This is a genomic window from Candidatus Nitrosocaldus islandicus (genome assembly GCF_002906215.1).
GTDB lineage: Archaea > Thermoproteota > Nitrososphaeria > Nitrososphaerales > Nitrosocaldaceae > Nitrosocaldus > Nitrosocaldus cavascurensis.
The window spans coordinates 567266-593393 of the sequence record NZ_CP024014.1 but is presented as its reverse complement, the minus strand read 5'-3'; the positions used below and the strand labels follow the sequence as shown (position 1 = coordinate 593393).

Sequence of the window (26128 nt, the reverse complement as noted above, 5' to 3'; positions counted from 1 at the left end):
TTATTGGTACTGTTATAATCCTTCAATACTCAGCCTTCCTATCTATAGTACCCTTGACCCTTGCTATACTCTCTACTTTATTTATGAATATCAACGCTACTACTATCATGAGTATAGTGCTGAGCAGTAGATATACCATGCTACCATACACATTGTAACCCAAGAGTGATGCTCTTACAACGTTGAGGAAGTGTGTTGTTGGTAGTGCTTCCCCTATCAATGATACAGGGTATGGGAGCATGCTTGGAGGAAATACTACGCCAGAGAAGAGGAAGAGTATACCAGTTGTATACTCGCTAATAGAGTACTGTAACTTGAATGTTACAAGGTTTATTGCGTATAGTATCATTCCTAGGGATATGAATGCTGCTACTCCTAAAGGTATAGATGCTATTAGAGCAGGGTAGTCTATGCTTGAAGCATCTATGGGCAAGTGTAGTGCAAAGTAGTGTGAGAATATGATGCTACCTACTAGCATTGATACTGCAACAGATACACTTGCGTTTATTGCAGATGCTACTCCTCTTCCAACTATGTATGGTTTGAGTGATGATGGTGTTATGTATATATGCTTCAACGCCTCATACTTTGCCCTATCCTCATGCACCAGATATGCTAGAGATATTGTTATGGTTGCAGGGTATATGAAGAATACAGCTCCAGTGAATGTGTAGAAGAATAGATCATCCCTGCTAATGCCAGATACACTACTCCCTATAACGAATACCAAGCCTACTAGGATAACACTTGCGATGGGCTTTGCTATGAGATACGTTAGGAATACAAATGGGTTGGTCCAGTTAGACTCTACCTTCCAACCAAGCCATACCCCCTGTGCTACTGCCCTTACAACCCTGCTTGCATACACATCTAGCATGTGAACAACCTCCTTCTTGCTACCTGCTTGCTACCTACTGCCACCTCAATGTTAGCCTACCATGCTTCTTACTCGTATCCTCCATCCTCCTCAACGCTATATATGCTAGGGGTAAGAGTATAGCAACTAGAAGGGATAATCCTACTATATGTAGGGTAACATCCTCAATACCTTTACCCATTATGAGCAGTAACCTTATCGCATCTATACCAAAGGTTAATGGTATCATACTTGCTACTAACTTTACTGCATATGAGAATACCTGACTGCTTAGAACAGGATAGTATATGCCAGAGAAAAGGTATATGGGCTCCTGCATGAGATCTGCTATATGAGTTGCCTCTCTTCCGTAGAGGAGGAAGAGAGATGCAAAGAGCATACCCATACCATAAAGTGCTGTTATGGTAAGCAGGAATACTATTAGCAACGCGTTAACATCCATAAGGTTGTATTCGATGGGGAAGAGTAGTGTGCCTACAAGCAGTATAGATATGGAGCGTAGGGTTGTGTTCAATGCTCCCCCTACAGCCATACCCAATAACACTGCCATCCTTGATGCTGGAGAGAGCATGTAGTGCTGGAGCATTCCAGTCTCCTTCTCCCAGTAGAGTTGAGCAGACATACCCCAAAGTACGTTGCTCCAGAAGGCAAGCATAGAGCCTCCAACAACAACGAATGCCATATACTCTGCTGGTGCATCCAGCATAGTGTACATGTAAACATAAGCACTAAGGGAGAGTAGTGGTATGGTTACCTCTGCTATGCTCCAGTGAGGTTCTCTCAGCAACCCCTTGAGCCTAACGTATGCCCTAGCATAGACAACCTTGAGGTTAAGTATCAGATCATAATCTTTGCTTATATGATTATTCCTTGTAGTATTCATAGCATATCAACCCTGCTAACCATCTTCACTATTACAGAAGAGAATGATGATATAGCAATTGTAATCATCAACAACACCTATAGCCCTAATCCATGCTAGTTATGTATCTCATGTAAACATCCTCAAGTGTAGGCTGATCCCTCATTACAGATAACACCTTATATCCATTCATCACTAGAGTGCTTACAAGATCTGGTATCTTTGAGTCATCATCAAGCATGATCCTTAGCCTAGTTACTCTCTCATCATTACTACTACTATTATGCCTGCTATTGCTACCATAACCGTTACTCCAACTATGCTTAACCATCTTACCCTTATCATCCTCATCGCCATCACCCAACTCTTCTAACATACATGCAAGTACACCATTACTCCTGCTTATCTTCTCCACCATCATGCTCCTAGAAGAGGTAGAGTCATTGCTCAAGATCTCAACTTGAATAGATACACCATTGCTTAGAGAGGCCTTCAACGCTAAAGGTGTCTCATATGCAACTATCCTTCCCTTGTATATTATTGCTATCTTATCGCATACCTCTTCAGCCTCTGCAAGGTAGTGTGTTGTTAGCAGTATAGTTCTTGTCCTATCCTCATCAACCCAATCCCTTATGTACTTGCGCATATGCCTTGCATTTATAACATCAAGCCCTAGGGTAGGCTCATCAAGGAAGAGCACTCTAGGATCATTTATGAACCCCCTAGCAAGGTTAAGCCTCTGCTTATAGCCTGTTGAGAGCTTATGCATCCTAACATCCCTATACTGCTCCAACTCCATATCCTTGATGAGCATCTCTATCCTCTCCCTTGCTAGACTACTTGAGAGGCCATAGAGTTGCGAGAAGAACCAGAGGTTCTCCCTAACAGTAAGCATACCATAGCCTGGTGTCTCTCCACCAGATACAAGGTTTATCATCCTCCTAACATGCTTTGCATCCCTCACAACATCATATCCATGTATGTACGCTGAACCCTTGCTTGGTAACAGTAGTGTTGAGAGTATCTTAACCAAGGTTGTCTTGCCAGCACCATTTGCACCTAAAAGGCCAAGGATCTCGCCCTTGCTTATCCTTATGCTTACATCATCGAGAGCAAGTATGCTCTTACCTTTGAGTTCGAATACCCTGCTAAGGTTTATAGTCTCTACAGCATACATCCCTAACACTACTATGTATCGTTACTCTTATTCATTCCTTCTTGCTACTGTGCCGTTATAATACCACTGATGCTATTTGCTACTACTGCTACTGCTACCTATAGCCCTCTCTATCTCTGCCCTAAGTTCATCATCATCCTTGCCAGATGGGTCTATGCCTAGCGTCCTTGCTATGGCCTCCAACTTCTCCCTGCTCATCTTGCTACCATCTGCCCTGTATCCTCTTATCTCCCTCTCAGCCTCAAGCCTAGCCTTCTCATACTCACCAGTTGCCCTGCCTAGAGATCTTGCAAGTTCAGGGATCTTCTTTGCACCAAATAGTAGTACTCCTACTATAACTATTATCCAGATCCACTCTGCACCACTTATGAATAGCAACACCTTATTAATCAGAGGTTAGAGATTTAAATCTACCTACATACCCTCATCTCTATTAGATCTCTCATCTTAAATGGTACTTGCTATTACTACTATTATTGCTATTACTATTTACTGCCCTTAATCTTGAACTCCACAGCAACCATACCAACTGCATAAAGTGCTATGAGTGGAAGGGCAACGAACCACATCGTTATCCCGCTTCCATCAGGGGTTATCAATGCCCCAAATATTGCTATAACAACTATAGCATATCTTATGTTCCTCCTCCAGAACTGTCTATCAACAAGATCAGCGCTACTTGCTACCCACATTGCTATAGGAAGGAGGAATGAAATACCAAAGGCTACTATGAACTGCATGACGAAGTTTATGAACTCGCCTATGCTTAGGAATGTATGTATACCTAGAGTCTCACCATATCTGTAGAGGAAGTCAAGCATGAATGGTATTATAACTAGATAGGAGAAGATGCATCCTGAAGCGAATAGTGCTACTGCTGGGAGGGTTATCCTCTTCACAGCCATAACCTCATCCTCATACAGTGCTGGACCTATGAACCCTGCCACCTCTCTTACTATGATAGGCATTGCTAGTATGGATGCAAGGATGATTGCTACCTGCAGTTGTGCAAAGAAAGCCTGTCCTGGTGCAAGTTGTACCAGCTCAACATGCTCTGGCACCAACTCCTTACTCATTGCCTGTATAACCTGGGCGGATACACTGTTTAGAATATCAGGATAGGGATAGGGTACTGGAAAAGGTATACCATCCAAATCCATCCATCTTATGCTTATTGTAAGGTTTACCGCTGAGAGTATTATGATAGCAAGGACTATCCTTACTATCCTTATCCTTAACTCATCAAGATGCTCTCTTAAAGTCTTCTCTTCCACTAACTTTAATTTATCGATCATGAATAATTTTATCCTTATCTTAAGTACTACCTTAAGTACTACCACATCTTATCTACATGGCAAGTGTATCATGCTATAGGTACTGCCTTTGCTGTGTAGAGCGATTTAACCTCATCATCACTAAGCAGATCGAACTCTAGCCATATCTCACATCTTGCATCGAACTTATCCTCCATACTCAATGCGAACCCTGCTACATACTCATTATCAATCCCTATCCTAGCATCTGCAAAGAACGTCCTCTCTCCCCTCCTCATAAGTCTACCCCCTACCTTCCCATGTATGAATTCTATCATCTCATCCTCCAACTCCTTGCTTATACCAATTGCATAGAACGCTAGTCCAAGTATAGGCTCCTTATCATATGGTACACCAGCCTTGAACCAGTATATGCTAGAGTACGACTCCTTTGAGATTATGCATCTTATCTCCCAGTGGAGCAACTTACCTACAGGATAAGGCTTGGCTAGAACCTCTTGAGGTGTTAGATGCCAGTAGAGTACCCTAGCCATGCAAGTAGATCGAACTGGCCTAATAATAAGCATACTGTATTAATTCATAGCATCATAATATGAAACCATCTAATAATATAATATATAAAAAATAAATAAAAATAAAGGGAGGTACTATGCTAGTATCTCATACAGGCTTAGGCGTTTACTTACATCCTCCTCATCAACATCCTTTGCATGGAGTAGCATGATAAGGCTCTCAAGTGCATCTTTTAACTTTATCCCATCATCAGTTATACTTATAGTACCATTCTTAATATGAAGGAACCCCTTGATGGATAGTTCGCTAACCCTCTTCATAACCTGATAATAGTCAAGACCAAGCAGCCTAGAGAGTTGATACAGTTTAAGGTTTGAGTTCATGGATACACACTTTAGTATACAATAGCATTGTACATATGCAGGTCTACGCTTAAGGCTAAGTGCTATCTCTAGGGCATCCATCTCCTTAATATTCTTCCCCTCTATATTATGCAGGCTTTGCATATTATTTCACTACTCCATATTATAATGGTCCTATTTATTAATGTTACGTCTATAATATATAGTAGGTAATAATAGATAGCAGGTATTATATTGTATACAATTAAAATATTAAACGTGGTTTATTATTATACAATATGGAGATAATAAGACACATGACTTCTAAACCTTGATATAAAGTGCTGAAATAGATAGTTTATGCCTAAACGGGGTTCAAGTAAGGGTATAAGTACAGGTAAGAAGATCATAATATTTGGAGTTATAGCAGCACTTGTAGCATCAACATTCGCTATAGTGTACTCATCTAGGCTTGCAGAGGAGCAGCAGACCAAACAGTTGGAAGAGGCAAGAAAGAAGCAAGAAGAGATATTCAAGTTAAGCAGGTGTGGTGATGGAATAGTAAGATCTAACAATTTCATAAAGGAGTACATGCTTCCTGAAGAGTGTGCTATGCCAGTAGGCATAACTGTAGATAATGATGGTAAAGTATGGACTGCATCAGCTGTTACCAACTCTGTATTCATGCTTGATCCAAGAACTGGGCAGTTTAAGGAGTTCAAGTTACCCTCGCAAGGTTCAGACAGAGATAGAGCAAATATACCATTACCCATGTGGGCTCTAGCATTTGATGATAATGGAAGGCTATGGATCACAGATAGTGAGAATAACAGTATATGGATGCTCAACACACATCTTCTAAACACTTCTATCAATGAAGCGTTCAAGGAGTTCAAGCTACAAAAGGCAGAACCTTTCGGTACATCAATGCCTGTGGATATGAGGGTTAGCAAGGATAGGTTATGGTTTGTTGGTGTGTATAGCAAGCATATAGGTATGATAGACCTCAACACACTAGAGTTGGTTGAGATACCTATAGATGTTGATCTTGATGCTCTAGGCACTATAGATGTTGATAGCAAAGGCATGGTATGGTTCACAGCACTAACCTTAGGCACTAAAGGAATGCTATACAGGTTTGATCCTACAAACAAGGAGATAAAGGCTTACGATCTTCCTATAGGAAGTCCTGTTGGCATAAGCATAGATGAGGCTAGAGGCAAGATATGGATAAACGATCATGGAAGCAATCTCTTCGTATCCTTCAATCCATCAACTAGTGAAGTGATAAGATACTCAACATCCCTACCAGCAAGGTATACAAACATAGGGCTGTATGAGGATTGCATAAAGGGTAGTTCAAGGCTAGAGTGCTCTGGCTACCCTGTATCACTGCCTTACTGGAATGCTATAGACTCAAAGGGCAGGATATGGTTTAATGAGCATCAAGGCAATGCTATTGCTGTATTCGACCCTGATAATTCAACGCTTGTAGAGTACAACATCCCCTCATACAACAAGACGTTTGGAAACTGTAATGATTATGATGAACCATGTGGAATAGCCAATACTCTAAGGTTTGCACTGCATGATGATGGTAGCAAGGTTAGAGTATGGTTCACAGAGTTCACTGAGAATAAGATAGGTATGCTTGATCCAGATGCAAAGGAACTACCCTTCACTGTAAGCACCAACACAGATACAATCAGGGTAAAGAAGGGTGAGACTGCTAGGGTAGATGTGAGTGTAAATGCTAGGGAACCTGTAGTAGTTGATATGCTTGCATCAGGTAGCATAGATGCTAATGGGAGGCTTAGCAAGAGCAAGATATCTGCAGAGTATGATGAGTATACTGTTAGATTCGATGGACCATCAAGCAAGACTGTAACATTGATACTTAAACCCAATGAGTTAGAGAGTGGAGAGTACACATTAACCATAGGTGCAAGGAGCGATGAGGTAACATACTCCAAGGTTGTAAGGCTTATAGTTGAGTGATAGATACCATCTTGTGATGCATATAGTATCAGATCTTGATAGGATGATAGGACTTGAGGTGTACTCAACAGCAACGGAAGGGGTGAAGGGAAGGATAAGAAGGAGTAGTAATAATAGCAGGAGCGATGGTCACTATGATCACTTTATGGTTGAGGAGGTTATAGATGTTGATGGTAGAATAAGCATATCCAAGGTAAGGGATAACAGGCATAGATACCCTCTATTCATACTAAGGAAGGAAGGCATAGATACAATACATGCCTTGAAGGAGCTAGAGTCAAAGTATGGGCTCAGGTTGAACGCTCTTGGCTTGAAGGATGCTAATGCCTCAACCCTACAGTATGTTACTTCAGATAGAGTGTTAGGAGTTAGGAGGAGGAAGAGGGAGAATATAGGAAGTGAGAAGGGTGATGGAGATGGAGAAGGAGGAGGAGAGGGAGGTAGGGGGATGGGGATAAAGGAGGTGGATGAGGATGAGGAAGAGGAGAAGGAGTTGAGTACAAGGCACTGTTCCCTCAAGTTTGTAGGCTACTTAGATAGGATGTTAAGGAAGAGGGACCTTATAGGTAACAGATTCACAATAACCATAGAGATCGATCCTTCAGATCATGAATACTTGGAGAAGATAAAGAGTGTGATCATGGAGGTTAGAGCAAGAAGGGTAGGGAACTTCTATGGCTATCAGAGGTTCGGGAGCATAAGACCAGTAACGCATCTTGTAGGTAAGGCTATTACAAAGCGTAGGTTCAGGGAGGCTGTGGATACATTCCTTACATACATTGGTGAGTATGAGGATGAGCAGAGTAGAAATGTAAGGCTGATGCTTAGGGATGGTCTTAGTGAAGAGAGCATAGAGCATATCCCATATCACATGGACCTTGAGAGGGATTTGGTAGAGAGCATGATTAAGAGTAGCGATCCTATAAGGGCGTTGAGGAGGCTCCCCATAAGTGTTAGGAGGCTATTCGTTGAAGCATATCAAGCATATATATTCAATAGAACGTTGAGTATTGCTATAAGGGAAGGGTATGATATCTCAACCCCTAGCATGGGTGATATCTGCTTCAGTGTTGATGTTAATAATAAGGTTGGAGATATATGCAGGTTTGATGGTTCTAGAAGTAAGGATGGTCTTGTTCCTGCAATACCACTAGTAGGGTTTGCGTTCAAGCCAATAGGCAGGTTTGGTACAATAGTTGAGAGGGTTATGGAGGAGGAAGAGATCTGTAGTAAGGACTTTTACATCAAGGAGATGCAAGAGGTAAGCGTTGAGGGTGGGTTTAGACCATCACCACTGTTATTGCTCTACAATACATTTGAGATACTCTCTAACAATGGAGGGATAAGGGTTAGATTCGCTCTTCCAAAGGGCAGTTATGCAACAGTACTACTAAGGGAGGTTATAAAACCAGCACAGCCAACACTTGTAGGATTCTAGAGATGATTAATTAGACGTGTAAAGGATATGATACTTCCTCTACTAAATACTATAATATTTCACTCACTTATTCATTCATTCAAATACAAGTTGATGCCTTAACTCTCTATCATTCTTCACTGCTGGATGGCTCTTATCAACCAGTATACATTCAAACCAGTAGTACCTACCATCCTCAAATAGGTAGTATGAGCCTCTAACCTCCATGTTTGGATAGCGTTCTGCAACCCTACGCTCAGCAACCCTCTTCATGCTCTCTGCCTGCTTTATCTTCACAACACCTATATGCTTTGGTCTCCTTCCTGCTCTTGCCCTCTTCCTCCTCATCCCTCCCTTGCTTACCCTCACCCTTACAACTATGAACCCTTGCTTTGCCTTGTAGCCTAATGCTCTAGCCCTATCTAGTCTGGATGGTTTATCAACCCTAACTATAGCATGCTCACGCCTAGCAGCAACAATCCTCTGCTTTAGTATATCATTCTTCTCCTTATATAGCCTCTTCCAACTCTCTGCTATATAATTGTACATACCCACTACCATGCCCCTTGCATAGGATGATGGTAAAATTATTCTTTACTATTTCCCTTAACCTCTATCTCTATAACTACTCTATTCATACTTGCTCTAGCATCATCCTTATACTTTAACATAGATACTATCCTACAGAGAGACTCATCATCAACAAGCCTTGCTATGCCTTCAAGCCTATTACCATCTGCCATCTCAACTATAACGTGTTGATCGTGGAGTATATTCTTCATCCAGTCACTGTTCATATCACGTCTAGATGCATAGAGTTTGCCATTGTATCTAACAAGTCTGAGGGGTACCCTATGCTCCTTCCCACTCCTCCTACCTTTGGTTATAAGGTAGGCTATGAATGACTCTCTTCCTCCTTCATCGTCACCATTCATTATAGTTTATAGATAATGTACCAAATAAGATATATCTTTCCATGCATTAGTATCTGTGATGGATGAGCAAGATGTTGTATTCAACCCAAAGAGAGATGATAGATGTACATCTCCACGTTACTACTGCTACTGTGATGGTCTCATCATATACAGTCAATGGTGTGCATACCACAAGAATACCTACTACTACTGCTACAAGTGCAAAGGTTTGTACAAGCGTGATAAGAGCCAATGTGCAATAGATCTCAGCAAGGAGTTAAGATGAGTAGATAGAATGAAAACTGTTATGTATTAAGCAATGGTGAACATATACTGACTGCTATTAGTTTTACCTTACCTTACTTTACCTCAACTCAACTTACCTCAAGAACCTGTTAACAGTCTCTTGAAGTGATGCTAGAGTATGCTCAAGCTCCTTCTGCCTTGCATCTATCTCTGCTCTATACTCCTTACTCCTAACCTCCCTATCATGTATCATCCTCTCCTGCTCACTTGGATTTGGAGAACCCTTGGATGATCTCCTCCTCAACGAACTTAATGGATCTGAATCCTTTACAATTGATGATATAACCTCAACCATATCCATTGAATCCTCATCCATCCTGAAAGGATCAAGTGCAGCCCTGAGATCATCCATGCTTAGATCCCTTAGAGTCTTACTATGTGAATTGGCATATGCTACAATTGCCCCAACCAGCCTATGAGCAACTCTAAATGCTATTCCCCTTCTCTTAACCAACTCCTCTGCAACATCAAGTGCTATTGCATAACTCTTCTCTGCAGCGTTGAGCATATCCTTCCTCTTCACAGTAATCCCTGATACCACCTGCCTCATTATAAGCAGGGATTCATACACTATCTTGAATATATCAAATGCTATCCTCTTGCTCTCCTGCAGATCCCTACTGTAGCCAGAAGGTAATGATCTTACTATACCCATGATGGAAGCAAGTAGCCCTAGCACTGTTGATGCTCTAGCACGCATCAACTCCAATGGGCATGGGTTCTTCTTCTGTGGCATAACGCTTGAGGTTGATGCAAGTTCGTCTGACAGCTCTATGTAGTTGAACTCGGATGATGACCATAGCACCATATCCTCAGCCATCCTACTTAGATCAAGCATTGTTATACACAAGCAAGAGCAGAACTCTAGCAGAAAGTCCCTACTGCTTGTAGCATCTATACTATTCTCAACTATACCATTGAAGCCTAGAAGGTTTGCAACCCTATCCCTGTTAACTGGTAGAGAGGTTCCTCCTATTGCAGATGAGCCTAGAGGGGATAGGTTAACTCTAGCATAGCATGACTCTAACCTCTCCACATCTCTTAGGAGCATATCCACATAAGCTAAGAGGTAATGAGAGAAGGAGCCTATCTGTGCATGCTGGAGGTGTGTGTACATTGGCATAACAGCATCAATGCACTCCTTTGCTCTAGCAAGTAGAGCATCTACAAGCTCAAGTATAGCATGCTCTATTGCTGTTATATCATCCCTAACCTTCATCCTAAGATCTAACGTGACTTGGTCATTCCTTGACCTTGCTGTATGCATCTTCCCTCCAGCATCTATACCTGCCTTGCCTATAACATATGCCTCCAACGCTTCATGTACATCCTCGTAACGCTCCTTCATGCTCCTCAACTCATCTGCAGAGATACCCTTTGCACTCTCAAGTGCTTCAAGTATCCTTGCTAGTTCATCCTTATTTATCAAACCTTGCTCATACAGCATTATTGAGTGTGCCTCGCTTCCAACTATATCGTAAGGGAGTAGAGATGTATCCTCATCCATGGATGAGAGATATGCTAGTACATGCTCATCCAGACTTCCCTTCAGCCTTGATCTGTACACAAGGTTGATCTTGAATATCCCAATTTTAATTATACTAACAAGTAGCACGATGCTATACTGAGAAGGCAAGTAAGTAAAAGATGGCTAGCTAGGTTGTTATAGCCTCCATCTGTGTGCTTATGTTACTTCCAAAGTACTGCAGTGTTGAGCATCTAACCTTGATGAGTCTAGCAAACTCGTTGATATCAACATCCTTGATTGAAGGCATAAGCAGGGGACTCTGCATATCATCCTTGCTCCTTATCGCTCCAGCCCTCCTTAGATCCTTGAGTATCTGCTTCTTTAGGGAAGGGGTGCAGAGTTTGCTGAAGTATATACTTGCTAGGGAGTCTCTGAGCATCTCCCTTATGTGTGATGAACCCTTCTCCTCATGTAGATGGGGGTTCCTACTCTCTATCTGGAGCACGTTAACTCCCTCATACATAGCCTCAGCATGCCTACTCTCAAGCACACCTCCAAACTCCTCCATCATGTAAACAAGTTCATACGGTTCTATAGCAAAGCCTGATGAGTAGTCTAGTAGTTCAGCAAGTCTCATGCTCATAGCATGCTCCCCAGCATTCCCAGTCTTTACAACATCAGTCTCAAACCCTGTATGGCTTGATATGAGCATGTTGAGATACTTGTTAGTATACTCAGATATCCTACCCCACTTTGCAAAGTATATCTCACCTTGCGCAACCTTTGGCTTGTAACGCCATGCTATTCTAACCATTGTATATGGAGACTCTGAGATGAGCATGCCAGCAGCGTATATCTTAACATACTCATTCACTGCTCCAGGCATGTAATTGTCAGAGTCTATGAACCCTATGTACTCCTTGCCCATCATCTTTGCTATGAGCAGTCCTATGAGCATACCTTCTCCCTTACCATCCCTAACCATCATCCCATCAAGTATGTATGGATAGTTTAATGCCTCAAATACATGTGCAAGTTCTGGGTCCTTCTGATGTACAAGGATTACATCCCTATCAGTTAAGAGCACGTGATGCTTTAGTGTATCCCTCTCTAACTTGTACCTATCAACTGGGTTCCTTGAACTGTTTGATACAACTATAACAAGGCAGTCATGTGGTATCCCACTTATAACCCCTTCAAGTAGTTTGAGCCTCTCATTCTTGACTGGTACCACTACTGCAAGCCTATTGTACATATCGTACAACTCCCTCTCAGATATCTGAGCAACTGTTCTACTCCTATGGTACTCAGCATTCCCAGAGTCTAGTTCGTGTACATGCTGTACAGAGTTTATGGTTAGGGCACCAAATCTCTCACTATACCTAGCATAATCAAGCTTCATTATATATTAATAGAAGCAATACAATATAAAGTTAATGTAAGAGAAAGTAAGACTAATCTATGGATGGGCAACTAATAACTATATAGCCATGGTCAGGAAGAGGAAGGTAATTATAAAGAAGAGTGCGCTTGATAGCATAATATCCTACTGCAAGATGAGGCATCCAAACGAGGCTATACTGCTCCTCTGTGGTAAGAGTAGCAAGGATACCGCTACTGTTGAGAGGCTAATGATACCTCCATTCTCATACTTTGGTCCATACTACTCTGGCTTCCCCACGCTATTGCTCCCATTCGATCGCTCCATACTTGGCATAATGCACTCCCATCCAAATGGCTCTAGCGAGCCATCACTTACAGATCTTAACTCTGACTTCATAGGCTACATAAGCATGATAGTAAGTTACCCATATGAGGATGATGATATCCATATCTATGACTCAAGAGGGGAGAAGTTGGAGTTTAGTGTAGAGGGGTAGGTAGAGAAGATAATATATTTATTTGAATGATGCTAATAAAGATGCGGTGGATGTAGAGAGGTTCACAGAGGATATAGAGCAGGTAGCAGCAAAGCTATCAAGCAATGAGGAGCAGATAGTTATGAGGAGGATAAACTATGTAAAGCAGAGGCTTGTTGAGCTCTACAAGCGTAACCTAGTAAAGATAAATCATTCTGTACTTGAACTTATATGTGCAAAGCATTTCATAAAGTATGGATACGATGTTGATGTTGAGAGGCAGTTGAACGATGTACTCATATGCGATGTTTATGCAAGCAAGGGAGATAATGTGTTCATAGTTGAGATAGAGACTGGGTTTGTACCTCCAGAGCATGCCCTAGACCCAGTGACATACACTGCAGCAAGGGTAGCAAGCAAGATAGCAAGGTACAGTGCATTTGCAGGCAAGTTTGCACTTGCAACCCCTGTGCTAAGCCTTCTACCAGTTCAGGAACTCTTCCTAAAGCCACCAAGGTATAGAAACAAGGAAGAGGTAGCAAGGGTTAAGGCATTGTGCGATAGATACTATTCCAACCCTCCAATAAGCATGGAGGAGATAAAGAATTCTAGGCTACACTCAATAATGATAATAAATGCTGATGATGCAAGAGTTATAGAGATAGAGCCAGAGACTTATGTTGAGAGCATCAAAGCAAGCATAGATAGAGTAGGGATCAAATTCTATTGAGTGTAACGTTAAGATCTTAATCAGTAATGTTTATATCATTCATCCTGTATAATAATAGTAGGTCATCCACCAGGAGAAGGAGCGATCCACCAAGCAGGCCTGGCATCAAGGGAAGCCTTGGTGTCCGTATGGCTGGTGGTCGCCTCTATCAGGCAGAGGGGGATACGGGGCAACCCGTAGAGACCTGCAGGGTAGAGGCGAGGGCCAACTATACCCATGCTGGGTTGAACCCCCAAGCAGTGTGGGTATAGAAAGCCACATACTCCTGAATGTGGATGACCACATTCTAATCTACTTATATTCTAATATCTATTCATCCCCACACTAATAACCTACGTGTATTGATAGAGAGGCTATGGGGAGCCATATCCATGCTTTACTAGATTGGGTTGAATACTATAGGTTGAGCAAATCTAGCAGCAGACTGTGTAAATAGTCATATCATTCTACCATTTATGTAAGGTAAGTGCTATCTCTATACATCCTATCATGGTAGAGCCTTCCCATCATGAAGCCAAAGATGAAGCCCCCTATATGTGCAAAGTATGCTATAGATGATAGTCCTGCAATGGCAAATATGAACTGAACAGCAAGCCATATGTAGGCGAACCTGTCACCCATGGCTGCTGCTAATCCTATTATGCCTGATATAGCTCCTGATGCACCAACCATGGGCGTATTGAAACCATTGTTTGTAGTTAGGGAGTAGATAGTATGCAATGCTACCCCACTCAGCCCAGATAGGATGTATACTATGATGTACCTCATCGAACCTATAGCATCTTCTATAACCCTTCCTAGGGCTACAAGCGCTAGCATGTTGAATGCTATATGCACTATGTTTGCGTGCAGGAACATGGAGGTAAAGGCTGTTATCAAGAACATGGATGGATCGTTGAGTAGGTATGATGGGATTGAACCAAATCTATACCAGTTGGTGTTCTGTAGCAGTATGAATACAGTTACATTAACTGCAAGAAGTGCAAGTGTTACTGGAGGCAGCACTATATGGATTATTTATAGAAAGGTATTTAAATTTATGTAAAGATAAAGTGCTGGCTATTTTATGAAATCGTCCAAGTTGGTTAGATTAGTACTGCTATGGTAGATGTTGTTTCCATAACTAGCACCATCATCGCTACTACTAATATCACTACTCTTACCATTACTGCTACTATAATCTTTGTTGTTACCAGTCCTATTGGCTATAATCCTATTCACTATACTTGCAATGCTTCTAACCTGCCTCACCTTCTTCCTGCTTATCCAGTGGTATGCCTCATCTATGGTATCCTTTGCTACAAGCACTATCACCTTACCAGGCATCCTCCTCCCTGTTCTACCTTTCCTCTGCACAAACCTTATAGCACTAGGCACATTATCGTAGAAGATGACTAGGTTACATTCAGCAATATCCAGCCCTTCCTCCCCAACACTTGTTGCTACAAGGATGCTATACTCACCAGCCCTGAACCTGTTAACCGCCTCTACCTGCTCCTCCTGCTTAAGCCCATACTCCCCTGCCTTGCCTATCAGATAACCAACCTTGAACCCCTCAGCAATCAACCTTGATGTGATTACCTCAACAGAGTCCCTGTAGCTTGTGAATATGAGTACCTTGCCTCTCCTATAGTTGCTATTATTATTACTATTACTATTGCTACTGCTAACACTATAATAGCCTTCATCAGGAGAGAACCCTTCCCTCCTTAGTATCTCTACCAGCCTTGAGAGTTTTGGATGCTCCAATCCAGAGAGCTCTGCTCCCCTAGCAAGTTCATATGCACTCCTCAACTCTCTATCCTCCACAAGGCTCCTTACACCTATGCCTCCTTTCTCCCTTAAGCGTTCATAGAACCTTGTGAATGCTGTTATACCTTGAGTATCAAGTACCTTGAGTGCATGGCTAAGCCTTATAGCACTGTAGAGAGGTACTGTAGAACCCTTTATGCCAGATATACTCTCTCTAGCATCTATCAGATTGCTCATATTAACCCTTGTACTACTTATTACTCCTAGCCTCTTCAGCTCCTCAAGCCTGCTCTGGAGTGCCCTCTCTACATGCTCCCTTATCCTCCTCATCACTGGTGTGAGGGTAATGGTTACAAACTCTATCTTTGTATCCTTTATGTATGGTCTGACATCTGGGCTGCTCTCATCCCTAACCTCTATCCTCTCTATCATGAGGTTGCTTGCTATCTCTAGCACCTTCTCCTTATCATCTGGGAGTGTAGCTGTAAAGCCAATTATCCTTACACCTGCTCCTGTACTGCTGCTAGCATTTGCTAGTAATGATGCTATCCTACCATATGAGTAGTCTCCAACTGCCCTGTGTGCTTCATCAAATACTAGCAAGGCAAAGTCACCAGCATCTATAAAACCTCTCTCTATATCGTTGAGTGTGACTTGAGGGGTAGAGCATACAACACTAGCACTACTCCATACTTCCATCCTCTCATGCCTTGGTGTATTACCAGTTAGTACTGCAATACCATCATGCAGTATGTGCTCCTTAAGGAAGTTGTAGTGCTGATGCACAAGCACCCTAGTTGGTGCAAGGAACAATGCCCTCCCACCATGCTTGAGTGTATCTGCTATGAGGAGCAGTGCTATCGTTGTCTTGCCCAAGCCAGTAGGTAGCACAACAAGCGTATTCTTCTGCCTTGCAACACTTGCAATACTTATCTGATACCCTCTCTTCTCTATACTCCTTGGCTTTATCAGTTCATGCTCAATCCATCCATCATCATCGTTATTGTTGTTATTATTATTACTACTGCTTGAGCCTATACCCATATCAGTACTCATACCCATCTACCCACCATACCCATTCCTATCATAACCTTTTCCTCCATCTATCCATCTATCCATCCATACACCCATCTATCTATCATAACCCAACCACCAACCTACTTACTACCTCTTGCTTACTTACTACCTGTCCATCCTACAGCATAACACCATATACATCATATAAAAAATATCTATGACCCATTGATTAATAAGTATGTCAGGTGATGTTATAGTGGTATGCAGAGTACTGTTAACATGAGCATAGCAGAGAGGATAAGGATGCTCTGCTCAGATACCTATAGCCTTGCACCATCCCTGCTTGTATCAGCAACATACGATGGTGAGAAGAGGGTAGCAGTACTCAAGTTCTATAATCCAGATGATGATATGATCCATGTATGGTATGATAAGACTGGGCATAAGCCATACTGCTTTGCTATGGATGAGCAAGCAGTATTAGATGGGATAAGGGATAGGAAGGATATACTTGCTATAGAACGTGTTAAGAAGGCAGATCTACTCAACGATAGGGAGGTTGATATGCTGAAGATAGTTGCTACAGACCCCCTTGCAATAGGAGGCACTGAGAAGAGTGTTAGGAATATGCTAAGGACATGGGAGTCTGATATAAAGTACTATGAGAACTATCTATATGATAACGGGCTTGTAGTTGGTCTATACTACTCTATAGAGGATGGGGTGTTGAAGAGACATGAGTATAGAGTTGCTGAGAACGTAGATCTAGCACTTAAGAAGTTGATATGGGATAGCATTGCAGATGATAAGGCAAGTAGTGAGGAATTTAGGAACTACCTTCAAGAGTGGGCAAAACTCCTCAACCAACCAATACCTGAGATAAAGAGGGTAGCATTGGATATAGAGGTTGTATCTGAGGATGATAGGATACCAGATGCAAATAGGGCAAGAAATGAGGTTATAGCAGTTGCAATGGTTGGGAGTGATGATAGGCATGAGATCTTCCTGCTCAACAGGAAGGGGAATAGCATAGGAAGCAAAGATGCTCTTGATGCTAATGTTAGCGTTAGATTCTTCGATGATGAGAGAGAGTTGCTTAGGAGTGTATTCAGTAGGATGCTTGATTACCCATTCATAATAACCTTCAACGGGGATGACTTTGATCTACCATATCTTTACAATAGGGCATTGAACCTTGGTATACCAAGGGATGAGATACCTATAGCCTTGCAGAGGGACTCTGCAACAGTGAAGCATGGTGTGCATATAGATCTTTACAGAACGTTTACAAACAGATCCATACAGATATATGCATTCAGCCATAAATACTCAGAGTACACACTTAATGCTATAAGTGAAGCACTCATCAACGAGTCAAAGATAAAGTTTGAAGGCAGCATAGGAGATCTTCCATTGTATGAACTTGCAAACTACTGCTATAATGATGCAAGGATAACTTACAGGTTAACAACGTTCAGCAACAACCTACTCATGAAACTACTCATAGCAGTTGCAAGGATAGCAAAGATGCCAATAGAGGATCTCTCTAGGCTAGGGGTGTCGCAGTGGATAAGGAGTATGCTATACTTTGAGCATAGGAGGAGGAATGCTCTAATCCCTAGAAAGGAGGAGTTGGAGCAGAAAGGGCATGCATCAACAACCGCTGTTATAAAGGATAAGAAGTATAGGGGAGGTTTTGTGGTTGAGCCAAAGCCTGGGGTTCACTTCAATGTTGTTGTTCTAGACTTTGCTAGCCTATACCCAAGCATAATCAAGGTCTACAACCTCTCTTATGAGACGGTAAGATGTGTGCATGAAGAGTGTAAAGCAAACATAATACCTGAGACTGAGCATTGGGTATGCAAGAAGAGGAAAGGTATAACATCACTGCTTATAGGCTCTTTACGTGATCTAAGGGTGAATTACTACAAGCAGTTATCCAAGGATAAGACTCTAAAGGCTGAGGATAAGGAGCTCTATAGCGTTATAAGCCAAGCGTTGAAGGTCATCCTAAACGCAAGCTATGGGGTCATGGGTGCAGATATCTTCCCTCTCTACTGCTTACCAGTTGCAGAGGCAACAGCAGCAATAGGCAGATACATAATAACAAGTACCATCAAGAAGTGCAAGGAACTTGGCATAGAGGTTATATATGGGGATACTGATTCGCTCTTCCTCAAAGGCCCTTCAAGGGAGCAGATTGAGAGTATAGCAAAGTGGGCTAGGAAGGAGTTGGGTGTTGATCTTGATCTTGATAAGCAGTATAGGTATATAGCGTTAAGTGAGAGGAAGAAGAACTACCTTGGTGTGCTCATAGATGGGAACGTTGATGTTAAAGGGTTGACAGGGAAGAAGAGCCATACACCTCAGTTCGTTAGGGATGCATTCTATGCTGTTGTTGATATCCTAAGCAAGGTTAACACTGAGCAGGACTTTGAGTATGCTAGAGAGGAGATCAGGAGGATAATCAAGGATTATGCTAGTAGGTTGAAGAACAGGAAGATACCTCTTGAGGATCTAGCATTCAACGTTATGGTTGGTAAGGCACCAGAGGATTACAAGAAGACCATGCCTCAGCATATAAGGGCTGCACAACTACTACAAGAGCATGGGAAGAGAGAGGTTAAGGCTGGAGATATAATCTCATTTGTGAAGACAACAACTCCTCCAGGTGTGAAACCTGTAGAACTTGCAAAGGTTGATGAGATCGATGTTGAGAAGTACATAGAGTATATGAGAACAACATTCGATCAGATACTTGGTGCATTGGGCTATGAGTTCGATGTGATCCTTGGTGCATCGAAGTTAGAGGACTTCTTCTTTACAAACTGAATCCATCTTTATTGTATGCAATAATTGGCAGATAATTCATAGATCTGAGCAGTCCAACCTTGCACCACAATTTGGGCACATAAGAAGGCATCTACCTCCCTTCAACTCTATCATTTCTTCAGAGCATATTGGACAGATCTCCTTATTTACTCTTCCATGTAAAGGCATGGATATATTACATCCATCCATAATATATAATCATTACATTGTACTATCATCATATTCCAAGTAGATATGCTATTACTACGAATGTTATCAATATACACTCTACAATCATGAACTTCTTCCAGAAGTTTCTAGACTCTCTCTGCATCTCTCTATATATGCATCTATGCGCTCTCTCCATCCATGGCTTATCCAGCATGATCCCACACTTGCATCTGTATGACATGACAGTCCTACAACCTACAGTATGAAATACTTTAGTAAGTAGTTATAGATACATTCTACATTACTCAACCAATAAAGGAAAGGACATATGGTATGAAAGATGATGGGATATTGTAGTATGTGTCTATGATATTGGCATAGTTCAATTAACCTAGATATTAAATAGATTTTACCGATTTTTTATATAACTTCTTCATATTGATAACTTAATGCAGCAAAGAATAATTAAAGGTATGACATATATAATAGCAGTGATAGTGTTGGCGCTTCCTTTAGCATACGCTGCAACAGATACATACACTGCAGTTAATTCTAACAAATATGAGTATGGCTCTAGTGGAACAATCACATCTTACAAGCCTGCTATAACAAACAGTGTGTCTAGTGATCATAGGGATTACATGGTGTATACTGTATCTGGTAAGAAGCATACTATAGGAGCAGGGATGAACTGGTATAAGACAAATGCAGGTAGCATAATAGGGTGGCTGATGGTATATGTACATGATCCATCTAACACATCTTACCAAGGCGTGCATTACGTATACTCAGGCTATACCTATACACAGAATTCTGTTACTGTTAGTGCATCAACATGCAAGGCTACTAGCAGTACATCCACAACATGCAATCCAGCAGCAAGCGCTTGCTGCTGGATAGGCTCTGTTGTAGATACAAATACAGGCTATTCCCTCAGAAAAGGTCGTTGCTATAGTACTTTGATAATACCAACTTTACAACTGGCACTCCTGGAGCAACTAGCAGAGCATTCTCAAACTACACTGCAAACCAGAATACACTAAAAAATCTATTCGATAATTTAGCGTTACTATGGTATGATGGCTCTAATCAAGGGTTGGGCTTCATTCAATGGTGATAGTAGTAAAGGTGTATGGATAGTAGAGAGTAAGTGCTTAAGCAATAACAACAACTCCAATCGTACAGGATGGGTAATAGACTTTCTAGATGGTGCAAGGAAGTTTGGTACTGGTCCACCAACATACACTACTACTGATGATTGTGTTATGGATAGTGTTAATTGGAATCCTGGTGGTGAGCCATGAACTCTACAAGGTACATACTTGCAACTGTTATAGTACTTGGTATTGCAGTAGCGATGCTTAGCAGTTACTCTACTGCAAATGATAAACCTAGGATCAAGAACATCTGGGAGGAGTATAGTGTATGCGATGTTGATGTTCTCCCTAATGTAGTAAGGAATATGATAAAAGAAAGGTATCCGTTTGAGGTCAAGCTTGCATTCCCAACATACATACCAGAAGGATATAAGCCAATTGCAATGGACTTCATTGTAGATGGACCTGATACACCAAATGGATGGGTTAAGATCATCTATTGGAATAAGGGTGATTGTAGGATACTCTATAGCACTGGTGAGGATGCTCTATATGCTTTACATGGTGGATTTGGATACATCATACACTTACCTGATAAACAAGGACCAGTACCAAAGGGCATGAATGATGAAGCAGTTGATAAAGCATTAACTGAGTACCAACAGAGGAAGAATTCTATCCGTGCACCAATACAAGAAGTTAGACTCAGCAATGGTTATAGAGCAATAGGATGGGAGCCATTCATGGGTATAAGTGGGATAGGAATTGCAAGATGTCCAGAGTTTGAAGGCAAGACTGTTAATGATACACTCATTGATGATGCAGATAATGTTACATGTACATACGATGATGGTACGGTTGCTGAAGGATACATGGTATACACTGGAGAGGATAAGCAGGCTGGGATGGTGACATATTGGCATGAGGAGTATAATCTTGGCATAACTGTAAGAGGAGGCTTACCTCTAGAGGAACTTGCAAAGATAGCAGGTTCAGTGAAGATTCAAGAATAAACCTAATTTTTATTTGCTTATCTATATCCATTTTATCCCAACTCTTCATCTTACTGCTGTTACTACTATAATAATACCACTCTTCCCTACTTCCCATCTAAACTCCCTTTTACTACTACCACCACCATTCTTCTTACCCCTATCAATCACAAATCCTCTCATCCTCTAAACAACAAGTTTAATTAATGTATTAATGGATGATAGATGGAGGGATGCATAAGGTTAACTGGGCTAGCAATGGTAGTAATGATAGCAATAGGCACTCCTTCACTGGCAAAGATATCCCATATGCAAAGATAAGCAAGGATATGAGTGTTGAGCAGTTGATAGAACTATATGCATCTGCTGGTTACAATGCAAGAAGATTGGGAGAAGCAGCAAAGCTCTTCTACAAGATGATAGATGATGATGCTACCATATGCCTTACAGTTGCAGGAGCGATGACACCAATAGGCTATGGGGGCATAATAAAGGAGTTGATAGAGTATGGCTTTGTGGACTGGATAATATCTACTGGGGCAAACATATACCATGATGCGCACTTTGCATGGAACCTACCAGTGAAGCAAGGCCATTATGATGTTGATGATGATATACTGCATAAGAAGAACATAGTCAGGATATATGATGTGTACATAAAGGAGGATGAGACTCTACAGGCACAGGATAAGATAATACAGGAGATGTTCACTTCTTATAGCAGTGATAATGAAACTCTGATTCTAACTACTGCTGAGATATCACATATGCTTGGTAGGTATGTGAAGGATCATTCAAAGAGCCCAGATAGATCGTTCATTGCAAGTGCATATGAGTATGATGTGCCAGTGTACATATCAACATTCAAGGACTCCTCTCTAGCCTTGGATCTAATACCATTCAGGCTTAAAGGGAAGAGGGTTCTTATAGATGCTGTTAGGGAGATAATAGAGCAAGCAGCAATAGTGTACAACTCCAAGAGGAATGGTGCACTAGAGATTGGGGGAGGGGTGCCAAAGAATACAGCACAGCAGACTGGTCCAGCACTCGATCAGATATTGCATCTAAACCATGGAGGGTTAGATTACATAATACAGTTGACAGATGCTAGACCTGATAGTGGTGGCTTATCTGGTGCTACCCTGCAGGAGGGGAAGAGCTGGGGCAAAGTTAAGACATCACATGTCAATATTGTAACTGTTTATGGAGATGCAAGCATAACATTCCCACTACTCTGCCTCTACGCTATAGCAAGACATGAGCCAAGGAGGCATAGGAGGTTGTACTCTAAGTTGAATGAGTACTATGAGAGGCTCAAGGAGATGTATGAGATGTATATAGTTAATGAGGAGAAGGTAAAGCCTAGCGATTAATTTATTGTGTAAGTATTTATGTGGATTATTCTTGATGCTTGCCAATGGGCTATACAGATCTATACATGAGTAGGTCAAGGGTTGCACTTAACATAAGCGGTGATAGCAAGACTAGCGTTTATATGCTTGGTGTACCGTTCGACTCTACAACATCATACAGACCTGGTACAAGGTTTGGGCCAGATGCTATAAGGGAGGCATTAGCAAACATAGAGTTCAACTCCATAATGCATGATGAAGATGGTATAACGCTTGAGGATGTTAATATAGTTGATCTTGGCAATCTGAAGAGTACTACAAAACCAGATGCAATGGTTGATATGCTTAGCAAGGTAATGGGTGAACTTAGAAGCAAGGGAACGCTGGTAACTGTGCTTGGAGGCGAGCATCTACTCACTCTAGGGGCATATACGGGTATGATGAATGATAGGATAGTTGCAAGAAACGATGATTATGCAAGTGAGAGGAAGAGTATTGGGAAGGATACCATGCTGGTTGTATTCGATGCACACTTTGATCTTAGGGATGAGTTCAATGACTGCAGATTGAATCATGCAACCTATCTACGCAGGATAGTAGAGGATAATGGTAACGATGGGAGCAATGTACTGCATATAGGGGCTAGGGGATACGGTAGGGAGGAGATTGATTATGCTATTAGGAGTAGGATGAACGTTCTACCTGCAAGGGATATCCTATTTGGTTCAAGCAACACAATAGGTAGTGAGGTTAAGAGGAGGATTACTGATACAGTATCAAGTTATGATAGGTTGTACATAAGCATAGACCTAGATGCTATAGATCCGGCATTTGCTCCAGGAGTTGGTACGCCAGAGCCATTTGGGCTGCATCCATTGCATCTACTTGAGGTACTTACCTCTCTTGTAGAGAGGGATAAGAGGATCACTTGCCTTGATGTAGTTGAGTTATGCCCTCCATACGATAATGGGATAACAGCAGTACTTGCAGCAAAGATGATACTTGAGATGATCCTCATGTACGTTAGGAGTTTATAGGCTAGGTTAGTTAGTTAGTTAGTTTATATCAGACCATGATCTGGGGCCTCATGCTTAGATACCTTGGCATATTCAATGGAATGTATGGCTTATCCTTCACAGCACTTGCTATCTCATACTCAAGTTCCTCTACACTCATCTCCCTAACCTTGCCAGATGCTCTATCTCTAACACTCAGCCTATCGCTTGCAATCTCCTTCTCGCCCACAACAACTATGTAGGGTATCCATTCCATCTCAGCCTCCCTTATCCTCTTGCCTACACTCTCATCCCTGTCATCAATATCAACCCTTATCGATGAACGTTCAAGTCTATGCATTATGCTATTACAATAATCCATGTAGGTTATTGAACTTGCATTATTACTATTATTGCTGCTTACCCCAACACCCATACTCTCACCATTTCTGCCCCCTTCACCACTATCATCATCCTTACCTTTACCTGCACCTCTTGTACTTACTGGTATAAGCCTAACCTGTGTAGGAGATAACCATAGGGGGAGCATTGGTGTCTTACCCTCTTTCTGCATCCTGTATGCCTTCTCCAGCAGTGCATACATCACCCTTTCAACAGCCCCACTAGGGGAGTTATGTAGTATTATTGGATTCTTCCTGCTCCCATCCTCATCAACAAAGTATATCCCATATCTTGCTCCATTCTCAACATCTATCTGATCTGTTGATAGTGCTGATGCCTTTGCCAAGTTGTCTACAAAGTTGAACTCCCACTTCAGCACGAAGTAGAAGAACCTCTCACTCCACTCCTCAAGGAGTACTGGCTTACCTATCCTTCTCACAAGTTCTGCTATGAACTCTCTATTCTCATTGTAAAAGTCTGAAGTTACCCTTATCGCTACCTCAACATCATCCATGAGGCTTAACCCTAAACCCTCTATAACCTGCTTTGACAACTCTAACCTCTTAAGCATCTCCTGCTTTGCCTGCTCAACATCCCTGCAGAGTGCATGGCAGTCAGGCATGGTAAATGCTCTTAACCTTCTCAACCCTACAAGTTCCCCACTCTTCTCCCTCCTGAATGAGTACCTTGTAAGTTCGTATATCTTGAGGGGTAGATGTTTATAGGAGATTGTAAAGTCTTTAGCCATCAAGAACTGACCAAAGCATGCTGCAAAGCGTAGAAAGAACTCCTTGCCCTCAGACTCTATCATGTACTGCCTAGCAGGGAACCTGTTGAAGTAGCTTGCAAGGCTTGGATGCTCAACATCGTACATGATTGGTGTCTCAACCTCAACCGCCCCATACTCTATAACCTTCCTTGTCACATACTGCTCTATAAGCGATTTTATGAGCCTACCCTTGGGATAGAACCTAAGGTTCCCTGCATCTGATGCTGGCTCATGGTCTGCTATTGCTAGCCTCTTCATAAGCCTAACGTGAGGTGGCTCCTCATCCACCTCCCTCCTCTTCTTAACCTCATACTCAGCAAGCATCTTAAGCCTTGGGGTTCTGCTTAGATCATAATGCTCTAGCGGTATCTTGCTACCATCTGGCTCAAGTATATACCATCTCGATGTTAGCCTCTCCTCCCTCTGCAGTGCTTGTGAGAGAGTAGCCTCTCTGCTAGCCTTCACACCTACACTTCCCTTGCTAGGCTCCTGTACAATCTTGGCTAGTGATATGGAGTGCTCTGCAAGTGGATGCCCCTTTATGCTTATGGTGAATGCCTTGGTCCATCCAAATGGTGCCTTGTAGACAGATACCCCATCTGTGTTAAGCATCGCCTCAACCTTCCTTAGCATGGCTAATGCATCCCCCGCCCTAGCAAGATCACTGCTCAGATGCGCATATGGGTAGAGTAGCACTCTATCACATCCTATACGCTTCAGCCATGCTCTTATCTCATTGCTAACCTTCTCTGCTATAGACTCATCATCACCCTTCTCAACTGCTATGAATGCTACAAGTATATCATCTAACCTAACCTTTCTACCCTTCTCTGCATCCTCTGCAGCATCTATCTCCTTCTCTACAGGTTCATACTCTATGAAGTTGGAGTGCAATGCAAGTACCCTCATCCTATCTATCTCTATACCAGATCATCATAGGTTAAATAAAAGGGTTGATCAGGCTATACAAGCACAGGCAATAAGGAAGCAAGCATTTGTAACCACTACAACTTTAAATTATACCTGATGGATTA

At 41.9% G+C, this 26128-nt stretch carries 27 protein-coding genes; 11 read left to right on the top strand and 16 right to left on the bottom strand.

Annotated elements, in window-relative coordinates; all coding sequences use genetic code 11:
* Positions 1-22: 22 nt before the first annotated feature.
* The 7 genes from CRG89_RS03130 to CRG89_RS03100 form a co-directional block, all read right to left on the bottom strand.
* A complete protein-coding gene (locus CRG89_RS03130) occupies positions 23-877 on the bottom strand; it encodes an ABC transporter permease (RefSeq protein ID WP_103286897.1) in 855 nt (284 codons plus the stop codon).
* Between the two features lie 34 nt (positions 878-911).
* Positions 912-1760 (bottom strand): ABC transporter permease, encoded by an 849-nt coding sequence (locus tag CRG89_RS03125; protein ID WP_103286896.1) that lies wholly within the window; start codon positions 1758-1760, stop codon positions 912-914.
* 85 nt (positions 1761-1845) lie between these two features.
* Complete coding sequence (locus tag CRG89_RS03120; RefSeq protein WP_103286895.1) at positions 1846-2916, bottom strand: ABC transporter ATP-binding protein; 1071 nt, start codon at positions 2914-2916, stop codon at positions 1846-1848.
* Between the two features lie 72 nt (positions 2917-2988).
* The gene (locus tag CRG89_RS03115) at positions 2989-3294 is read right to left on the bottom strand and encodes a Sec-independent protein translocase subunit TatA/TatB (RefSeq protein ID WP_197706588.1); all 306 of its coding nucleotides are present in this window, start codon (positions 3292-3294) and stop codon (positions 2989-2991) included.
* Positions 3295-3401: 107 nt separating this feature from the next.
* Positions 3402-4190, bottom strand: a complete 789-nt coding sequence (tatC, locus tag CRG89_RS03110; protein ID WP_197706589.1) for a twin-arginine translocase subunit TatC — start codon at positions 4188-4190, stop codon at positions 3402-3404.
* Positions 4191-4279: 89 nt separating this feature from the next.
* Positions 4280-4723 (bottom strand): hypothetical protein, encoded by a 444-nt coding sequence (locus CRG89_RS03105; RefSeq protein WP_103286893.1) that lies wholly within the window; start codon positions 4721-4723, stop codon positions 4280-4282.
* A 114-nt stretch (positions 4724-4837) separates the two neighbouring features.
* Positions 4838-5209 carry a hypothetical protein gene (locus CRG89_RS03100; protein ID WP_103286892.1) on the bottom strand — a complete coding sequence of 124 codons (372 nt, stop codon included), beginning with the start codon at positions 5207-5209 and terminating at the stop codon, positions 4838-4840.
* 195 nt (positions 5210-5404) lie between these two features.
* Here CRG89_RS03100 and CRG89_RS03095 point away from each other — a divergent pair, with 195 nt between their 5' ends.
* Both CRG89_RS03095 and truD read left to right on the top strand, forming a co-directional pair.
* Entirely contained in the window at positions 5405-7042 is a 1638-nt protein-coding gene (locus CRG89_RS03095; RefSeq protein WP_103286891.1) for an NHL repeat-containing protein, read from the top strand.
* A 16-nt stretch (positions 7043-7058) separates the two neighbouring features.
* Positions 7059-8480, top strand: coding sequence for a tRNA pseudouridine(13) synthase TruD (gene truD / locus CRG89_RS03090; RefSeq protein WP_148695230.1), 1422 nt, complete (start codon positions 7059-7061; stop codon positions 8478-8480).
* Positions 8481-8555: 75 nt separating this feature from the next.
* On the opposite strand, the gene CRG89_RS03085 is transcribed toward truD, so the two are convergent.
* Positions 8556-9020 (bottom strand): 50S ribosomal protein L15e, encoded by a 465-nt coding sequence (locus tag CRG89_RS03085; protein ID WP_197706590.1) that lies wholly within the window; start codon positions 9018-9020, stop codon positions 8556-8558.
* Between the two features lie 26 nt (positions 9021-9046).
* Positions 9047-9394, bottom strand: coding sequence for a nitroreductase/quinone reductase family protein (locus CRG89_RS03080; RefSeq protein WP_103286889.1), 348 nt, complete (start codon positions 9392-9394; stop codon positions 9047-9049).
* Positions 9395-9452: 58 nt separating this feature from the next.
* Here CRG89_RS03080 and CRG89_RS03075 point away from each other — a divergent pair, with 58 nt between their 5' ends.
* Positions 9453-9659, top strand: coding sequence for a hypothetical protein (locus CRG89_RS03075; RefSeq protein ID WP_103286888.1), 207 nt, complete (start codon positions 9453-9455; stop codon positions 9657-9659).
* Positions 9660-9752: 93 nt separating this feature from the next.
* On the opposite strand, the gene argH is transcribed toward CRG89_RS03075, so the two are convergent.
* Positions 9753-11246, bottom strand: coding sequence for an argininosuccinate lyase (gene argH, locus CRG89_RS03070; RefSeq protein ID WP_158648685.1), 1494 nt, complete (start codon positions 11244-11246; stop codon positions 9753-9755).
* Positions 11247-11334: 88 nt separating this feature from the next.
* Positions 11335-12549: a mannosyl-3-phosphoglycerate synthase gene (mpgS, locus tag CRG89_RS03065; protein ID WP_103286886.1), complete on the bottom strand. Its 1215-nt coding sequence runs from the start codon at positions 12547-12549 to the stop codon at positions 11335-11337.
* Between the two features lie 88 nt (positions 12550-12637).
* Between mpgS and CRG89_RS03060 the strand changes: the two genes are divergently transcribed.
* Both CRG89_RS03060 and CRG89_RS03055 read left to right on the top strand, forming a co-directional pair.
* A complete protein-coding gene (locus CRG89_RS03060; protein ID WP_103286885.1) occupies positions 12638-13027 on the top strand; it encodes a Mov34/MPN/PAD-1 family protein in 390 nt (129 codons plus the stop codon).
* 22 nt (positions 13028-13049) lie between these two features.
* Positions 13050-13736 (top strand): hypothetical protein, encoded by a 687-nt coding sequence (locus CRG89_RS03055; protein ID WP_217349417.1) that lies wholly within the window; start codon positions 13050-13052, stop codon positions 13734-13736.
* 453 nt (positions 13737-14189) lie between these two features.
* Here CRG89_RS03055 and CRG89_RS03050 read toward each other — a convergent pair whose 3' ends face one another.
* A complete protein-coding gene (locus CRG89_RS03050; RefSeq protein ID WP_103286883.1) occupies positions 14190-14741 on the bottom strand; it encodes a rhomboid family intramembrane serine protease in 552 nt (183 codons plus the stop codon).
* A gap of 54 nt (positions 14742-14795) precedes the next feature.
* Entirely contained in the window at positions 14796-16550 is a 1755-nt protein-coding gene (locus CRG89_RS03045) for a helicase-related protein (protein ID WP_103286882.1), read from the bottom strand.
* A 216-nt stretch (positions 16551-16766) separates the two neighbouring features.
* Here CRG89_RS03045 and CRG89_RS03040 point away from each other — a divergent pair, with 216 nt between their 5' ends.
* The gene (locus CRG89_RS03040; protein ID WP_197706591.1) at positions 16767-19337 is read left to right on the top strand and encodes a DNA-directed DNA polymerase I; all 2571 of its coding nucleotides are present in this window, start codon (positions 16767-16769) and stop codon (positions 19335-19337) included.
* A 36-nt stretch (positions 19338-19373) separates the two neighbouring features.
* On the opposite strand, the gene CRG89_RS08915 is transcribed toward CRG89_RS03040, so the two are convergent.
* Positions 19374-19526 carry a hypothetical protein gene (locus CRG89_RS08915; RefSeq protein WP_168174130.1) on the bottom strand — a complete coding sequence of 51 codons (153 nt, stop codon included), beginning with the start codon at positions 19524-19526 and terminating at the stop codon, positions 19374-19376.
* 28 nt (positions 19527-19554) lie between these two features.
* Positions 19555-19728, bottom strand: a complete 174-nt coding sequence (locus CRG89_RS08625) for a hypothetical protein (protein ID WP_158648684.1) — start codon at positions 19726-19728, stop codon at positions 19555-19557.
* A 208-nt stretch (positions 19729-19936) separates the two neighbouring features.
* Between CRG89_RS08625 and CRG89_RS03035 the strand changes: the two genes are divergently transcribed.
* The 5 genes from CRG89_RS03035 (at position 19937) to speB (ending at position 23965) form a co-directional block, all read left to right on the top strand.
* Complete coding sequence (locus CRG89_RS03035; protein ID WP_148695231.1) at positions 19937-20530, top strand: hypothetical protein; 594 nt, start codon at positions 19937-19939, stop codon at positions 20528-20530.
* A 33-nt stretch (positions 20531-20563) separates the two neighbouring features.
* On the top strand, positions 20564-20791 hold the full coding sequence (locus tag CRG89_RS03030; RefSeq protein WP_103286880.1) for a hypothetical protein: 228 nt from the start codon (positions 20564-20566) through the stop codon (positions 20789-20791).
* Complete coding sequence (locus CRG89_RS03025) at positions 20788-21597, top strand: hypothetical protein (protein ID WP_103286879.1); 810 nt, start codon at positions 20788-20790, stop codon at positions 21595-21597. Before CRG89_RS03030 ends, CRG89_RS03025 begins: the two co-directional genes overlap by 4 nt.
* 212 nt (positions 21598-21809) lie before the next feature.
* The gene (locus tag CRG89_RS03020; protein WP_103287889.1) at positions 21810-22949 is read left to right on the top strand and encodes a homospermidine biosynthesis protein; all 1140 of its coding nucleotides are present in this window, start codon (positions 21810-21812) and stop codon (positions 22947-22949) included.
* A gap of 44 nt (positions 22950-22993) precedes the next feature.
* Positions 22994-23965, top strand: a complete 972-nt coding sequence (gene speB / locus CRG89_RS03015; protein ID WP_103286878.1) for an agmatinase — start codon at positions 22994-22996, stop codon at positions 23963-23965.
* 28 nt (positions 23966-23993) lie between these two features.
* Here speB and CRG89_RS03010 read toward each other — a convergent pair whose 3' ends face one another.
* Positions 23994-26003: a threonine--tRNA ligase gene (locus CRG89_RS03010; RefSeq protein ID WP_148695232.1), complete on the bottom strand. Its 2010-nt coding sequence runs from the start codon at positions 26001-26003 to the stop codon at positions 23994-23996.
* Positions 26004-26128 lie beyond the last annotated feature (125 nt).

Coding starts and splice junctions, on each gene's coding strand:
- CRG89_RS03035 (WP_148695231.1), top strand. CDS start 19,937: ATGCAGCAAAGAATAATTAAAGGTATGACATATATAATAGCAGTGATA.
- CRG89_RS03025 (WP_103286879.1), top strand. CDS start 20,788: ATGAACTCTACAAGGTACATACTTGCAACTGTTATAGTACTTGGTATT.
- CRG89_RS03030 (WP_103286880.1), top strand. CDS start 20,564: ATGATGGCTCTAATCAAGGGTTGGGCTTCATTCAATGGTGATAGTAGT.
- CRG89_RS03040 (WP_197706591.1), top strand. CDS start 16,767: ATGCAGAGTACTGTTAACATGAGCATAGCAGAGAGGATAAGGATGCTC.
- CRG89_RS08625 (WP_158648684.1), bottom strand. CDS start 19,728: ATGTCATACAGATGCAAGTGTGGGATCATGCTGGATAAGCCATGGATG.
- CRG89_RS03020 (WP_103287889.1), top strand. CDS start 21,810: ATGCATAAGGTTAACTGGGCTAGCAATGGTAGTAATGATAGCAATAGG.
- CRG89_RS03130 (WP_103286897.1), bottom strand. CDS start 877: ATGCTAGATGTGTATGCAAGCAGGGTTGTAAGGGCAGTAGCACAGGGG.
- truD (WP_148695230.1), top strand. CDS start 7,059: ATGCATATAGTATCAGATCTTGATAGGATGATAGGACTTGAGGTGTAC.
- CRG89_RS03105 (WP_103286893.1), bottom strand. CDS start 4,723: ATGGCTAGGGTACTCTACTGGCATCTAACACCTCAAGAGGTTCTAGCC.
- CRG89_RS03080 (WP_103286889.1), bottom strand. CDS start 9,394: ATGAATGGTGACGATGAAGGAGGAAGAGAGTCATTCATAGCCTACCTT.
- CRG89_RS03085 (WP_197706590.1), bottom strand. CDS start 9,020: ATGGTAGTGGGTATGTACAATTATATAGCAGAGAGTTGGAAGAGGCTA.
- CRG89_RS03120 (WP_103286895.1), bottom strand. CDS start 2,916: ATGTATGCTGTAGAGACTATAAACCTTAGCAGGGTATTCGAACTCAAA.
- CRG89_RS03125 (WP_103286896.1), bottom strand. CDS start 1,760: ATGAATACTACAAGGAATAATCATATAAGCAAAGATTATGATCTGATA.
- CRG89_RS03010 (WP_148695232.1), bottom strand. CDS start 26,003: ATGAGGGTACTTGCATTGCACTCCAACTTCATAGAGTATGAACCTGTA.
- CRG89_RS03100 (WP_103286892.1), bottom strand. CDS start 5,209: ATGCAAAGCCTGCATAATATAGAGGGGAAGAATATTAAGGAGATGGAT.
- CRG89_RS03095 (WP_103286891.1), top strand. CDS start 5,405: ATGCCTAAACGGGGTTCAAGTAAGGGTATAAGTACAGGTAAGAAGATC.
- mpgS (WP_103286886.1), bottom strand. CDS start 12,549: ATGAAGCTTGATTATGCTAGGTATAGTGAGAGATTTGGTGCCCTAACC.
- CRG89_RS08915 (WP_168174130.1), bottom strand. CDS start 19,526: ATGGATGGATGTAATATATCCATGCCTTTACATGGAAGAGTAAATAAG.
- CRG89_RS03045 (WP_103286882.1), bottom strand. CDS start 16,550: ATGGGTATGAGTACTGATATGGGTATAGGCTCAAGCAGTAGTAATAAT.
- CRG89_RS03060 (WP_103286885.1), top strand. CDS start 12,638: ATGGTCAGGAAGAGGAAGGTAATTATAAAGAAGAGTGCGCTTGATAGC.
- CRG89_RS03075 (WP_103286888.1), top strand. CDS start 9,453: ATGGATGAGCAAGATGTTGTATTCAACCCAAAGAGAGATGATAGATGT.
- speB (WP_103286878.1), top strand. CDS start 22,994: ATGGGCTATACAGATCTATACATGAGTAGGTCAAGGGTTGCACTTAAC.